The 14,344-nt window shown below is 69.4% G+C and carries 10 protein-coding genes and 1 pseudogene; 3 read left to right on the top strand and 8 right to left on the bottom strand.

The genetic code is table 11. The features are described from left to right. Nucleotide 1: 1 nt before the first annotated feature. On the top strand, nucleotides 2-331 hold the full coding sequence (locus tag H9L41_RS21230; protein ID WP_028447665.1) for a DMT family transporter: 330 nt from the start codon (nucleotides 2-4) through the stop codon (nucleotides 329-331). A gap of 190 nt (nucleotides 332-521) precedes the next feature. On the opposite strand, the gene H9L41_RS21225 is transcribed toward H9L41_RS21230, so the two are convergent. From H9L41_RS21225 to purM, 5 genes are all read right to left on the bottom strand, one after another. Next, nucleotides 522-1,778: an RsmB/NOP family class I SAM-dependent RNA methyltransferase gene (locus H9L41_RS21225; RefSeq protein WP_373278958.1), complete on the bottom strand. Its 1,257-nt coding sequence runs from the start codon at nucleotides 1,776-1,778 to the stop codon at nucleotides 522-524. Between the two features lie 92 nt (nucleotides 1,779-1,870). Next, entirely contained in the window at nucleotides 1,871-2,362 is a 492-nt protein-coding gene (locus H9L41_RS21220; RefSeq protein ID WP_373282067.1) for a DUF3108 domain-containing protein, read from the bottom strand. Nucleotides 2,363-2,546: 184 nt separating this feature from the next. Then, nucleotides 2,547-3,716 carry a DUF3108 domain-containing protein gene (locus H9L41_RS21215; protein ID WP_028447663.1) on the bottom strand — a complete coding sequence of 390 codons (1,170 nt, stop codon included), beginning with the start codon at nucleotides 3,714-3,716 and terminating at the stop codon, nucleotides 2,547-2,549. A gap of 44 nt (nucleotides 3,717-3,760) precedes the next feature. Next, complete coding sequence (purN, locus tag H9L41_RS21210; protein WP_028447662.1) at nucleotides 3,761-4,357, bottom strand: phosphoribosylglycinamide formyltransferase; 597 nt, start codon at nucleotides 4,355-4,357, stop codon at nucleotides 3,761-3,763. 343 nt (nucleotides 4,358-4,700) lie between these two features. Then, nucleotides 4,701-5,741, bottom strand: coding sequence for a phosphoribosylformylglycinamidine cyclo-ligase (gene purM, locus H9L41_RS21205; protein ID WP_028447661.1), 1,041 nt, complete (start codon nucleotides 5,739-5,741; stop codon nucleotides 4,701-4,703). 130 nt (nucleotides 5,742-5,871) lie between these two features. Between purM and H9L41_RS21200 the strand changes: the two genes are divergently transcribed. Further along, a complete protein-coding gene (locus H9L41_RS21200) occupies nucleotides 5,872-6,942 on the top strand; it encodes an AI-2E family transporter (RefSeq protein ID WP_034607931.1) in 1,071 nt (356 codons plus the stop codon). 4 nt (nucleotides 6,943-6,946) lie between these two features. Continuing rightward, nucleotides 6,947-7,627, top strand: a complete 681-nt coding sequence (gene hda, locus H9L41_RS21195) for a DnaA regulatory inactivator Hda (RefSeq protein ID WP_034607928.1) — start codon at nucleotides 6,947-6,949, stop codon at nucleotides 7,625-7,627. A 232-nt stretch (nucleotides 7,628-7,859) separates the two neighbouring features. On the opposite strand, the gene H9L41_RS21190 is transcribed toward hda, so the two are convergent. From H9L41_RS21190 to H9L41_RS21180, 3 genes and pseudogenes are all read right to left on the bottom strand, one after another. Then, the gene (locus H9L41_RS21190; protein WP_028447658.1) at nucleotides 7,860-9,500 is read right to left on the bottom strand and encodes a cyclic-di-GMP receptor FimW-related protein; all 1,641 of its coding nucleotides are present in this window, start codon (nucleotides 9,498-9,500) and stop codon (nucleotides 7,860-7,862) included. Nucleotides 9,501-9,504: 4 nt separating this feature from the next. Further along, nucleotides 9,505-9,939 carry an HIT family protein gene (locus tag H9L41_RS21185; RefSeq protein WP_028447657.1) on the bottom strand — a complete coding sequence of 145 codons (435 nt, stop codon included), beginning with the start codon at nucleotides 9,937-9,939 and terminating at the stop codon, nucleotides 9,505-9,507. 551 nt (nucleotides 9,940-10,490) lie between these two features. After that, a pseudogene (locus H9L41_RS21180) lies at nucleotides 10,491-14,302 on the bottom strand (DUF3683 domain-containing protein). Nucleotides 14,303-14,344 lie beyond the last annotated feature (42 nt).

Raw genomic sequence — 14,344 nt, 5'->3', positions numbered from 1 at the left:
CGTGCACTGGCTCTACCTGGCCATCGCCATCGTCGCCGAGGTGATCGCGACCTCGGCGCTGAAGGCTTCGGACGGCTTCAGCCGGACCTTGCCGTCGCTGGTGGTGGCGCTCGGCTACGCGGTGGCCTTCTACTTCCTGTCGCTGACGCTGCGCAGCATGCCGGTCGGCATCGCTTACGCGGTCTGGTCCGGCGTCGGCGTGGTGCTGATCGCGCTGATCGCCTGGCTGCGCTTCGGCCAGGCGCTGGACCTGGCGGCGATGATCGGCATGGGCCTGATCGTGGCCGGCGTGGTGGTGCTCAACCTGTTCTCCAAGGTATCGGCGCATTGACCGTGCCGTTCGGGAATGTGTAGGAGCGGCTTTAGCCGCGAAGCCGTTCGTTCTGTCATGATCACTCGCGGCTGAAGCCGCTCCTACCCAACGATCGACGATGGCGGCGGCTCGAGCCGCGATGGATTGGCAGCAGGATGCAAAAAGGGCGCGTTGCGAAACGCGCCCTTTTCGTTCGTCCGGCCGGGAATCAGGCCTTGCGGGTCAGCACCGCGGCGAAGAAGCCGTCGCAGCCATGCCGCTGCGGATCGAGCCGCAGGTAGTCGCCGGTATCGAGCTCCACCTTCTGCTCGGCCAGCACCGTATTGGCCGGTACCAGCTCGAAGCCGGGATGCGCGGCCAGGAAGGCCTCGACGATGTCCTGGTTCTCGCGCGGCAGGATCGAGCAGGTCGCGTAGACCAGCCGGCCGCCGACCTTCACCAGCCGGGCGGCCGAGGCCAGGATGGCGGCCTGCTTGGCGTTGAGCTCGTCGACCGCGGCCGCGCTCTGGCGGAACTTGAGGTCGGGATTGCGCCGCAGCGTGCCGAGGCCGGAGCAGGGCGCATCGACCAGCACCCGGTCGATCTTGCCGGCCAGCCGCTTCACCCGCGCGTCGTTCTCGCTCTCGATGCGCTGCGGCTGCACGTTGGACAGGCCCGAGCGCGCCAGCCGCGGCTTGAGGTTGGCCAGCCGCTTCTCGCTGACGTCGAAGGCGTACAGCCGGCCGGTCGACGCCATCAGCATGCCCAGGAGCAGCGTCTTGCCGCCGGCGCCGGCGCAGAAGTCGGCCACCATCTCGCCGCGCCGCGGCGCGACCAGCAGGCCGAGCAGCTGGCTGCCCTCGTCCTGCACCTCGATGGCGCCCTCGGTGAACAGCGTATGGCGGCTGATCGAGGGCCGGCCATGGATGCGGATGCCGAACGGCGACAGCGGCGTGGCGGCGGCCTCGAGGCCGAGCGCGGCCAGTTCCTGCAGCACCGCCTCGCGCTTCATCTTCAGCGTGTTCACCCGGAGGTCGAGCGGGGCCGGCTGCGCCAGCGCGCGGCCCAGCTCCACCAGCGCCGTTTCGTCCATGCCGCCGGCCAGCAGCTCGGCGGCAGCCCAGTCGGGCAGCTCGGCGCGCTCGGCCGCGCTCAGGCTGTCGTTCTTGAATGCCTTCACGCCGGCCAGGAAGGTGCGCTCGTCCTCGCGCTTCACGATCTGCTCGAACTCGCGCAGGTTGTGGCCGCTGCGCGCCAGGAAGGCCAGCAGCAGCTTGCGCGGGGTCGGATCGGGCGCGCAGATGCGGTCGAGCGTGAATTTCTGGCGCAGCACGCCGAACACCGCTTCGGCCACGAAGGCGCGGTCATGGCTGCCGAGCTTGGGGTTCTCGCGGAAGAAGCGCGACAGCACGGCGTCGGCCGGGGCGGCGAAGCCCAGCGCGGCACGCAGGGCATCGAGGGCGGCATGGAAGGGGGCCGAAGGGATGGACATGGTTTTCCGTCAGGTTCAATCAGTTTGGTAATCGAGTTGCTTGGCGACCAGCTGCAGCTCGCCGTGGTCGTCGCGGCGGACGATCTTCACCGGCAGGTTGCCCAGCTCCGGCGCCAGCCAGAATTCGGTTGCATCGCCCCCTCGGGCACGCGCCAGACGCGGGCGGCGACGGTCTTGCCCTTGAGGCTGACGCTGGCCGGCGCGGCCAGCGCGAAGCGATCGTCGCGGACCTTGCGGCCGGTGACCACCTGGACCCGGGCCGGGCTCTTGTCGCCGAGCCAGGCCAGCTGGAACGGCAGGGCGTTGAGATCCTGCGCGCCGTCGTCCAGCTTGGCGTTCTTGAGCGCGTCGGGCGCGCCGTAGCTGACCTGGCGCGCGGTCCAGTCGAAGCGCACCTGGTTGCGCGGCGTGTCGCCGCCGCGGTATTCGGCGTAGTCGGCCGGCTTGAGCCCGCCGTTGCCGACCGCGCCGCTGCTCTGGTAGCGGATGCGCGGGCCGAGGATGGGCTTGATCTCGGTGTCGAGCTTGTACTGGCCTTGCGCCAAGGTCCAGCGCTGCACCGCCTCGCCGACCGGCATGCCGCCGAGCCGGGCTTCGTAGGTGATGGTGGCGCGCGCGGGCAGCGGCTCGGCCAGCGGGCGAGGCTGGCGGCGGCGAGGGCGAACAGGGCGAGCGTCGGACGGATCATGGGGTGTACCTCCTGCTGATGATAGCCGCAGCCTAGGCGCAGGCGGCTGACGCGCGGCTGAATCGCAGTCGTGCTCACCGGTCGCGCGCCTCGCGCTGGATGCGGCGCAGCACGGACTTGCCGTCGATGCCGATGTCGGTGGCGATCATGTCGTAGGTCTTGTCGCCGTCCTCGGCGCGGATGCGCACCGGCAGGTTGTGCCACTCGGGCGCCAGGTAGAACTCGAAGCGGCGCTGCTTGTAGGCGCCGGTCATCACCAGCACCGGCACCTTCCGGCCCGACAGCGTCAGCTCGGTTTCGCCCTTGATCTCGAACGGCACCTGGTAGCTGTTGCGGCCGCTGAGGATCTGCACCTCGAAGCTCGGCATGCGGTCGCCCTGCAGGGCGAACTGGTAGGCGGCCGAGAAGGCGTCGAAGGCGTTGTCGCCGAGCGGCACTTCCTTCTGCTTGCCGGGCTCGCCCTGGCGCACCAGCTTGGCGTCCCAGTCGAAATCGGCCTGGTACTTGGGTTGCGGCTGGTTGTTGCGGTACTCGAGCAGGCGGCGCGGCCGCAGGCCCTGGCGGCCGATGTCGCCCTCGCTCTTCCACTCGAAGGCCAGGCCGCCGAAGCTGGCGCGGGTGTCGATCTCGTAGCGCTTGCCCTGCACGCGCCAGCGGTGCTGCGCCTCGATGATGCCCTTGACGGTATAGGCGATGTCGACCTTGCGCGGGAAGGCGGCGTCGAGGATCGGCCTGTCGCTGCCGGCCGGCTTGGCGGTATCGGTCGGATTGGGCGTCGCTTCGGCGTTCGCGGCCACCGCGGTCGGCGTCGGCGCGACCGCTGCGGGCGAGGGGGTGGGCGTGGCCTGGACGGCTTGCGCGGCGGCTTCGGCGGCCGGCGTCGGCGCGGGTGTCGGCGTCGCCGCGACGACCTCGGCCGGCGTGGTCGCTTCGGGCTCGGGCGTCGGCCTGGGCGTGGGCTTTTCGGGCTCGATCGGCGGCTCGGCCGGATGGTGGCTCATGGCGCTCGGCGGCGGCTGGCCGTGCGGCGGCCGGGCCGGCCGGCGGCCGAGCCGGACCAGCAGCCGGTCGGCCGGCGCCACGCCTTCGAGCCCGGCCGGCTCGGTGGTTTCGACCGACTGCGCCTTGAGCTTGCGCTGGGTGGCTTTGATCAGCGGGGCGGGGTCGAGCGAATCGCTCTGCAGCCAGAGCCATAGCGGCTCGCCGAAGGCGGTGAACAGGTGCAGCAGCAGCGACGCGGCCAACGCGACGGGGAACAGGGGGATTCGCCGTGGCCGCGCCATGCCGCTCAACCGATCTGTCGCACGCGCAGGCCGTCGACGGCCAGCCGGCCCTCGACGAAGGCGCGCACGGCGGCCGGGTAGAGGCGGTGCTCTTCCTTCAGCACGCGCGCGGCCAGGCTGTGCTCGTCGTCCTCGTCGAGCACCGGCACCGCGGCCTGGGCCACGATCGGGCCGTGGTCGAGCTCGGCGGTGACGAAGTGCACGGTGCAGCCGGCCAGCTTGCAGCCCGACTCGATCGCGCGGCGGTGGGTGTGCAGGCCGGGGAAGGCCGGCAGCAGCGAGGGATGGATGTTGAACATGCGGCCGGCGTAGCGCGCGGTGAAGTCGGCGCCGAGGATGCGCATGAAGCCGGCCAGCACGACGAGGTCGGGCGAGAAGGCGTCGATGGACTCGGCCAGCGCGGCGTCGAATGCCTCGCGGCTCGGGTAGGCGCGGTGGTCGAGCCCGACGGTGGCGATGCCGCGCTCGGCGGCCCAGGCCAGGCCGGCCGCGTCGGGCCGGTTGGCGATCACGGCGGCGATGCGGGCGCCGGGGATCTGGGCCTCGACGATGGCCTGCATGTTCGAGCCGCGGCCGGAAATCAGGATGACGACTTGCTTCAACGGATGCTCCTGGGACCTAGGAACCCAAAAGGACACAAGGGACTTCCGGATTCGAGTCCCTTGTGTCCTTGAGGGTTCAGATTGATTCGCCGGCACCGGTGCCGGGGATTCGGTTGATTCAACGACGGTAGGACTCCCGCTGTCGATTGAACCGCGCCTACCTCAAATCGATGCATTCGAGCGAAGCGAGGCTCCCTCGCGACGGCGAGGGCGGGGGGGGCGGAATCAATCAGGGAACGCCGGGGTTTGGATGCTCTCGGACCACAAACCCCCGGCTTTGCCATGGGCGTGCGCTGCAGCGTGGCGCCAAGCGATCGTCGCCACACCGCATACCGGCGCGCGATCAGGCGACCTGGGTCTGGTGCTCGTCGCCGCTGCGCGCACGCACCGTGCCGATGCGGTAGACGGTCTCGCCGGTCTCGGTCAGCACGCGGGTCGCTTCGTCGGCATGCTCGGCGGCGACGATCACCACCATGCCGATGCCGCAGTTGAAGGTGCGGTACATCTCCTGCGTCTCGACGTTGCCCTGCGACTGCAGCCACTGGAACAGCTTGGGCAGTTGCCAGGACTTGGCGTCGATCTGGGCCACCACGTCGTCCGGCAGCACGCGCGGCACGTTCTCGGTGATGCCGCCGCCGGTGATGTGGGCCATGCCCTTCACCGTCACGGTTTCCATCAGTTTGAGCATCGGCTTCACGTAGAGCCGGGTCGGCGCCATCACCACGTCGGCCAGCGAGCGGCCGTGGTCGAACGGCGCGTTGTAGTCGGCTTCGGTCAGGTGGAGGATCTTGCGGATCAGCGAGTAGCCGTTGGAGTGGGCGCCGTTGGAGGCCAGGCCGAGCACCACGTCGCCGGCCACGATGCTGTCGCCGGTGATGATCTTGGACTTCTCGACCACGCCGACCGCGAAGCCGGCCAGGTCGTATTCGCCGACCGGGTACATGCCCGGCATCTCGGCGGTCTCGCCGCCGATCAGCGCGCAGCCCGATTGCTCGCAGCCGGAGGCGATGCCCTTGATGACCTCGGTGGCGGCGGTCACGTCGAGCTTGCCGCAGGCGAAGTAGTCGAGGAAGAACAGCGGCTCGGCGCCCTGCACCAGGATGTCGTTGACGCTCATGGCCACCAGGTCGATGCCGACCGTGTCGTGGCGGTTCAGCTCGAAGGCGAGCTTGAGCTTGGTGCCGACGCCGTCGGTGCCCGAGACCAGCACCGGTTCCTTGAACTTCTTGCTGATCTCGACCAGGCCGCCGAAGCCGCCGATGCCGCTCAGCACTTCGGGACGCATGGTGCGCTTGGCGAAAGGCTTGATGTTCTCGACCAACTGGTCGCCCGCGTCGATGTCGACGCCGGCGTCACGGTAGGAAAGGCTCTGGGCTTGGCTCATGGGGGGCTCGCGAACGAAAACCGGCGCGGGAGCGCCGGCGGTACGGTTACAATGCGGCGCTCCGTCGACGATCCGCAGGATCGCAGGCGATCTCGTCTAAGCACCGGAAATCGCGCGCATTTTACCCGAAATGAAACGTCGCCGCCCGCTCAAACCCGTCTGGTCCCGCTACTGGCCGATCGCGCTGGGCTTGTCCGCCCTGGTCGTGCTCTACCTGCTCGCTCCGGTGCTGGCGCCCTTCGTCACCGCCGCGGTGCTGGCCTACATCCTCGAGCCGCTGGTGGTCCGCCTGGTCGCGCTACGCTGGCCGCGCGCGCTGGCGGTCAGCGCGGTGCTGGCCGGCGTGGCGCTGATGCTGATCGCGCTGGTGCTGGTGGTGGTGCCGCTGTTCATCCGCCAGCTCGCCGCGGTGCTCGACTACGGTCCCGAACTGCTGACCTGGCTGCGCGACACGGCGCGGCCCTGGCTGATGATGCACACCGGTTTCGACCCCGATTTCGACGTCGAGCAGGTCAAGACCTGGCTGACCGACCACGGCAGCGAGGCCGGCCAGGCGCTCGGCGCGATGCTGCCCTCGCTGAAGACCGGCGGCCTGGCGCTGCTCGGCTTCGTCGCCAACCTGGTGCTGGTGCCGGTGGTGCTGTTCTATTTCCTGCGCGACTGGGATGCCTTGCTGGCCAGCCTGGACGAATTGCCGCCGCGGCGCTGGCATGCGCTGCTGCACGACGTGATCGACGAGGTCGACGACGTGCTGGGCCAGTTCCTGCGCGGCCAGTTGTCGGTGATCCTGATCATGTCGCTGTTTTACAGCGTCGCCCTGTGGCTGTGCGGGCTCAAGTCCTCGCTGGCGATCGGCGTGGTGGCGGGCCTCCTGGTGTTCGTGCCCTATCTCGGCGTGATCGTCGGCGTCGCGCTGGCCACGCTGGCCGCGCTGCTGCAGTTCCAGTCGCTGGCCGGCCTGCTGCCGGTCTGGGCGGTGTTCCTGCTGGGCCAGCTGATCGAGGGTTTCGTGGTCACGCCCAAGCTGGTCGGCGAGCGCATCGGCCTGCACCCGGTGGCGGTGATCTTCGCCCTGATGGCCTTCGGCCAGCTGTTCGGCTTCGTCGGCGTGCTGCTGGCGCTGCCGCTGGCGGCGATGCTGCTGGTCGGCCTGCGCCGGCTGCGGCGGCATTATCTCGACAGCCACCTGTACCGGCGGTAAGTCGATGAAGCAGCTCCCGCTCGACCTGCAACTGCCCGAGCCGTTCGGTTTCGACGATTTCCTGATCGGCCCCAATCTCGAGGCCTTCCTGGCGCTCAAGGCGCTGGCCGACGGCGTGCCGGGCGAGGGCTGCGTCTACCTGTGGGGCGCGCACGGCACCGGCAAGAGCCACCTGCTGCGCGCCACCGTGCTGCGCGCGCTGGCCGGCGGCCTGTATGCGCGCTACTGGGACGCGGCCGAGACGCCGCTCGACGAGCTGGCGCACGGTTACGAGCTCTTGGCGGTCGACCATGTCGACGGGCTCGACGATGCCGGCCAGGTGGCGCTGTTCGGCCTGATCAACGCCCAGCGCGAAGCCGGCCGGGTGATCGTGACCGCCGGCAGCCGCCCGCCGGCGCAGCTGGCGCTGCGCGAGGACCTGACGACGCGGCTCGGCTGGGGCCTGGTGTTCGAGATCGGCGAGCCGGCCGACGAGGACAAGGCGACGCTGCTGCGCCATCGCGCGCGGGCGCGCGGCTGCGAGGTCGACGAGGCGGTCTGCCGCTGGCTGGTGACGCACCAGAGCCGCGACCTGGGCGACCTGACCCGGCTGCTCGACCGGCTCGACCGCGCGGCGCTGGCGGCCGGCCGGCCGCTGACGCTGCCGCTGGTGCGGGAGACCCTGCGGAGCGGGCCGGGCGAGTGAGCGGCGGGGCCGTGATGGACGCGATCCGAAACCGGATGGGCCGGGCGGACGCGTCCGTAGGTCGGAATGCATTTCCGACGGCGCCCTTGGCCGATCTCGCTGTCGGAAATGAATTCCGACCTACGAAACCCGGCGCCGCCTGTCCGCCCTCGCGATGATCCGGGCACTGCGCCAAGCGAATGGCCGTCCGGGGGACGGCCATTGGTTCGTCTGCGGCACCGATCGCGGCGGATCAGCCCAGTTCGCCCTGGAACGACACCCGCTCGAAATCCAATCCGCGCTCGATCACCTGCTCGAGCTTGATCCGCTTGATATGGCCGTCGAGATGGACCTCGATGATTCGCCCCGGCTTGAACCAGGTGGTCGGCAGCAGCAGGCTCGGCAACGCCTGCAGGGCCGGCATGGCCGGCAGCAGCAGCGCCTGGGTGAAGCGGTTCGAGTAGTTGTTGAGGCCGGTCGCCCGGACCGACACCGCGCGCGGCACGCCGGGCAGGATGCGGATGCCGATGGTGAGGCCGCCCTGGCCATTCTCCAGCAGCCAGCGCACCGCGCCGACCATGCACGACTGGTCGGGATGCGGCCGCACCGCCACCATCATCGCGTGGCTCAACCGGCCGCCGGGTTCGTCGCGGTGCAGGCGGAAGCCCAGCGCGCTCTCGTTGTCGATGCGCCAGGATTCGAGCTCGGGCGCCGCGTCGCCGTCCTTCTGCTGCTTGTTGGCCGCCGCCAGGTGGTGGGCCTGGCCGCCGAACAGCTGGTAGTCGGCGATCGCGCGGCCGCGCACCTCGGTCGGCTCGGACGGCTGCGAGAACGGCTCGCCGCCGATGGCGTAATGCGCGCCCAAGAGGCCCAGGCCGACGCTGGCCGGCGGCGCGTCCTGGCGCGGCTTGTGGCGCGGCATGCCGCGTTCGAGCGGCAGGTCGCACCATTCCTGGTAGAGACCGACCAGGTTGTGCTCGGCCACGCTGGCGGCGTATTCCTCGCCGAGGCCGAGCTGGGCCGGCGATTCGCCGGCGCGCAGGTACTTGATCCGCTTCTTGATGCTCTTGGCGACCGTGTCGATGTCGAGATAGCGCCATTCGGGACCGACCGGCACCGGGTCGTAGCGCTTGAGCTCGCCGGGATGGCTGAGCTCGATCGCCAGCACGCCGCGTTCGGCCGAGGCCGGCGGCTCGGCGCTCAGCACCGCCTGGTTGGACCAGCGGTCGAGCAGCTTGTCGGCCCACAGGATGTGCCGCACCGGCATGCCGCTGGGGTTGGCGGCCGACAGCAGCAGCGCCTGGACGAAGGCCGCGGTGCACGAAGACAGCTCGGTCTGGCGGTTGAGGCTGTCCTTGACGATCTTGGTGGCGGTCTCGCTCTCCTGCGCCACGCGGTAGAGCGAGTACAGCTCTTCCCAGCGCGCGGTCGGCACCAGGCGGAAGGCCAGGTGGTGTTCGCGGATCGCCAGCGCGGTGTAGCGCAGCGCGCGCTGGCCGATCAGCGCCTTGTGCTCGGACACGGTGACGTCGTTCTTCAGTGCGGCATGCCAGCAATGGCGATAGCCGGTGCTCATCGCCTGCCACAGCTGCACGTTGCCGATCCAGACCGTCTCCTCGGTCATCGACAGCGGGAAGGGCTTGCCGAAGTAGCGCTTGGCGTTCTCTTCCTGCAGCAGCGCGACCGGCTCGCGCAAGAGCTCCATCATCTTGAGCCGCTCGATCGGCAGCACCGCGCTGACGTTGAGCCGGGTCAGCGCGTCGAGCACCTCGCCGTGCGCCTGGCGCACGTTGATCATCGGCACCAGCTTGAGCCAGTCCTTGAAGCCGCGCGCGTCGGCGAATTCGAGCGGCTGCGAGCCGTCGATGGTGGGCAGGTCGAGCGGGGTGCTCATCGGCTCACTCCTTTGCGAACGATTCGAGCATCAAGAGCCGGGAGGCCAGCGCCGCCTTGAGCCGGGTCAGGTCGACCGGCCGGGTCGGCGCTTCGCGTGCCGCGGCGGCCCAGATCGGTGCGGGGAAATGCGGGTCGTCGCGCCAGCGCGGGATCACGTGCCAGTGCAGGTGCGGCACCACGTTGCCCAGGCTGGCGAGATTGATCTTGTCGGGCGCGAGCTCGCTGCGCAGGGTTTCTTCCACCGCATACACCGCGTTCATCAGCGCAGTGCGCTCCTCGGGCGGCAGCGCGGTCATCTCGGCGACGTGGCGGTTGAACACCACGCGGCAGAAGCCGGGGTAGCCCGCTTCGTCGACCAGGATCACCCGGTAGAGCGCGGATTGCCAGATCAGCTCGCCGCCAGGTTGTTCGCACAGCGGGCAGGGGGAAGAAGCCATGGATCACTCGCTTTAGTACGTTGGCATTGTGCGGGCAGGCGGCGGCGAACTCAAGCCTCGGCGCGGCTTCGCGGCCGCCTGGCGATGGACGTGGTGCTGGGCGCGACCAGTGGCCATTTCCAATGCCGTATCCATCTGAAATGGAGACGCCCCGGTTGTGCCGGGGCGTTTCGGGTGCGGCCCGGGGATGATCCGGCGCAACCACCCCGGCGGCAGGGGAGGGAGACCGCCGGGGTCTGAATCGGTTGGCAGCAATATAGCCGAGTGCGGTCGGTTTGCCACGGATTCCTGGCGGCTTTCCGCACTTTCGCGGCGTGCTGTCGGAATGAATTCCGACCTACGGGTCGGTGATGGCGACGTTTGATCGTGTTCCAGTGCCATTTCGACTCACTGACGAGCGCCAGCGAGGCCTCCCCGCGACGGCGGGGCGGGAGGGCAGGGTTGAAACAGGGTAGGGCCCACCGCTTCAGCCCGCACAAAAGACAAGCGCCCGGGTCCCCGGGCGCCTGCACTGCACTCATCCACACACGGCTGCGAATTCGACGCAGGCCCTACAGCAGCACCCGTTCGATCCCGCCGTTGCGCGCGGTCTCGACGTACTGCGGCATCCAGTCCGCGCCGAGCACGTGGCGGGCGATCTCGACCACGATGTAATCGGCCTCGGTGCCGGCGTCCTCGTCGTAGCGGCTCAGGCCCTGCAGGCAGCTGGGGCAGGAGGTCAGCACCTTGACCTTGTCCTCGGTGCCGGCGCGGATCGCCTCGGCGCCCTGGCGCATCTCCTCTTCCTTGCGGAAGCGGACCTGGGTCGCCACGTCGGGCCGGCTGGCGGCGAAGGTGCCCGACTCGCCGCAGCAGCGCGCGTTGAGCTCGACGCCGCCGCCCATCAGGTCGTTGGCCAGCTTGATCGGGCTCATGGTCTTGATCGGCGTGTGGCAGGGGTCGTGGTACATGTAGCGCGTGCCCTGCACGCCGGCCAGCTTGACGCCCTTCTCCAGCAGGTACTCGTGGATGTCGAGCAGGCGGCAGCCGGGGAAGATCTGCTCGAACTGGTAGCGCGTGAGCTGATCCATGCAGGTGCCGCAGCTGACGATCACGGTCTTGATGTCGAGGTAGTTCAGCGTGTTGGCGACGCGGTGGAACAGCACCCGGTTCTCGGTGGTGATCGCCTCGCCCTTGTCGGCGAAGCCGGCCGAGGTCTGCGGATAGCCGCAGCACAGGTAGCCCGGCGGCAGCACGGTGGTGGCGCCGACGTGCCACAGCATGGCCTGGGTGGCCAGGCCGACCTGGGAGAACAGCCGCTCCGAGCCGCAGCCGGGGAAGTAGAACACCGCCTCGCTGTCCTCGGCCGCCACCTTGGGGTTGCGGATCACCGGCACGATGGCGGCGTCCTCGACGTCGAGCAGCGCGCGGGCGGTCTTCTTGGGCAGGTTGCCCGGCATCTTCTTGTTGATGAAGTGGATGACCTGGGTCTTCACCTCGGGCTTGCCGACGGTGGCTGGCGGGGCCGCGGTCTGCGCGCGCGCCGCCGCCTTGAGCACCCGGTTGCCCAGCCGCTGCAGCTTGTAGCCCACGCCCATCATGCCGGCGCGCAGCGTCTTGATGGTGGCCGGATCCTTGGCGGTGAGGAAGGCCATGGCGGCCGCGGTGCCGGGGTTGAACTTCTTGTGGCCGGTCTTGCGCAGGAAGTTGCGCATCGCCACCGTCACATCGCCGAAGTCGATCTTCACCGGGCAGGGGTTCACGCACTTGTGGCAGACCGTGCAGTGGTCGGCCACGTCGCCCAGTTCCTCGAAGTGCTTGAAGCTGACGCCGCGGCGGGTCTGTTCCTCGTACAGGAAGGCCTCGGTCAGGAGGCCCACGCCGAGGATCTTGTTGCGCGGCGAGTAGAGCAGGTTGGCGCGCGGCACGTGGGTGGCGCAGACCGGCTTGCATTTGCCGCAGCGCAGGCAGTCCTTGACCATGTCCGAGATCTGGCCGAGGTCGCTCTGCTCGAGGATCAGCGATTCGGCGCCCAGGAGGCCGAACGAGGGCGTGTAGGCATTGCGCAGGTCGGCGCCGGCCAGCAGCTTGCCCTTGTTGAAGCGGCCCTGCGGGTCGATGCGCTGCTTGTAGGCGCGGAACGGGCCGATCTCGTCCTCGCTGAGGAATTCGAGCTTGGTGATGCCGATGCCGTGCTCGCCCGAGATCACGCCGTCGAGGCTGCGCGCCAGCACCATGATGCGGGCGACCGCCTTGTGCGCGGTCTGCAGCATGGCGTAGTCGTCGGAATTGACCGGCAGGTTGGTGTGCACGTTGCCGTCGCCGGCGTGCATGTGCAACGCGACGAAGACGCGGCCGTGCAGGGTCTTCTTGTGGATCGCGCGCACCGCGTCGCGGATCGGCGCGTCGGCCTCGCCCGAGAACAGCGCGTTCAGTTCGACCAGCAGCTCGCGCTTCCACGAGATGCGCAGCGCGAAGTCGCGCAGCGCGTGGAACACGCTCTGCGGCGGGTCGATGTCGCTGGCCGGCTCGAGCGGCGCCTTGGGGTAGAGCGCGGTGTACTGCTCGAAGGCGTCGTCGAGGTGGTCGAGCACCCACTGCCAGCGTTCCTGCACCCGTGCAGGAGGGCCAGCGCGGCCTCGCGGCGGTCGCCGATCAGCTCGTCGTGGCTGATCGCGGCGTCGCCGGCGTCGACCACCAGGCGGCCTTCGCTGAAGAAGGCGTCGAGCCGGTCGAGCAGCTGCAGCTTGTTCTGGATGCTCAGCTCGATGTTGATGCGCTCGATGCCGTCCGAGTAGTCGCCCAGCCGCGGCAGCGGGATCACCACGTCCTCGTTGATCTTGAAGGCGTTGGTGTGGCGCGCGATGGCGGCGGTCTTGCTGCGGTCGAGCCAGAATTTCTTGCGCGCCTCGGCGGTCACCGCGATGAAGCCCTCGCCGTGCCGCGCGTTGGCGAAGCGCACCACCTGGCTGGCGGCCTCGCCGACCGCCTGCTCGTCGTCCGACACGATGTCGGCCAGCAGCACCATCTTGGGCCGGCCGCGGGACTTGGCCTTGGTGGCATAGCCGACCGCGCGCACATAGCGCCAGTCGAGGTGCTCGAGGCCGGCCAGGATGGCCTTGGGATGTCTGTCGAGGTAGTCCTTGATCTCGACGATGGCCGGCGTGGCCTGTGCCACGGTGCCGAAGAACTCGAGGCAGACGGTGCGGATGTGCGCCGGCATGCGGTGCAGGATGAAGCGCGCCGAGGTGATGATGCCGTCGGTGCCTTCCTTCTGCACGCCGGGCAGGCCGGCCAGGAACTTGTCGGTGACGTCCTTGCCCAGGCCGACCTTGCGGAACTGCCGGCCGGGGATCTCGAGCGTCTCCTCGCGGATCAGCGTCTTGCCGTCGGGCTGGTAGCGCCGCAGCCGGAAGGTGGCCAGCTCGGCGTCGTGGATCTTGCCGCGGTTGTGGTCGAGGCGTTCGACCAGCAGCCAGTTGCCGTCGGGGTCGACCATCTTCCACGAGGCCAGGTTGTCGAGCGCGGTGCCCCACAGCACGGCCTTCTTGCCGCCGGCGTTCATCGCCACGTTGCCGCCGATGCAGCTCGCCTCGGCCGAGGTCGGGTCGACCGCGAACACCAGGCCCTCGGCCTCGGCCGCTTCCATCACCCGCTTGGTCACCACGCCGGCGCCGCAGTTGATGGTGGCGACCTTGCCCTCGACGCCGGGCAGCTCGATGTATTCGACGCCGTGGTGGCGGTCGAGCTTCTCGGTGTTGATCACCGCCGAGTAGGGCGTCAGCGGCACGGCGCCGCCGGTGTAGCCGGTGCCGCCGCCGCGCGGGATGATGGTGAGGCCGAGTTCGATGCAGGCCTTCACCAGGCCGGCCATCTCGTCCTCGTGGTCGGGGTTGAGCACCACGAACGGGTATTCGACGCGCCAGTCGGTGGCGTCGGTCACGTGCGAAACGCGCGCCAGGCCGTCGAAGCAGATGTTGTCGCGGCGGGTCAGGCCGGCCATGCGCTTCATCACCTTCTTGCGCAGCGCGGCGGTCTCGGGGAAGAACGCTTCGAAGCGGTCCACCGCCTGGCGCGCGCGCGCCAGCAGGTCGTCGACGAAGGGATTGTCGCCGCGGCGCGAGTCGATCTCGCGCAGGCGGTGGCGCATGGCCTCGGTCAGCGCGGCCAGCCGCTTGGCGTTGTCGAGCAGGTCGTCCTGCAGGTAGGGGTTGCGCTGCACCACCCAGATGTCGCCGAGCACTTCGAACAGCATGCGGGCCGAGCGGCCGGTGCGGCGCTCGAGCCGCAGCGCGTCGAGCACGTGCCAGCTTTCCTCGCCCAGGATGCGCATGACGATCTCGCGGTCGGAGAACGAGGTGTAGTTGTAGGGAATTTCGCGCAGGCGGGGACTTCGGCAGCCATCGAGGGGGCACCCTGTCGACGT

The organism is Chitinimonas koreensis (assembly GCF_014353015.1).
GTDB lineage: Bacteria > Pseudomonadota > Gammaproteobacteria > Burkholderiales > Chitinimonadaceae > Chitinimonas > Chitinimonas koreensis.
The sequence above is the reverse complement of the archived record's forward strand: the minus strand, read 5'-3'. Positions and strand labels throughout refer to the sequence as shown.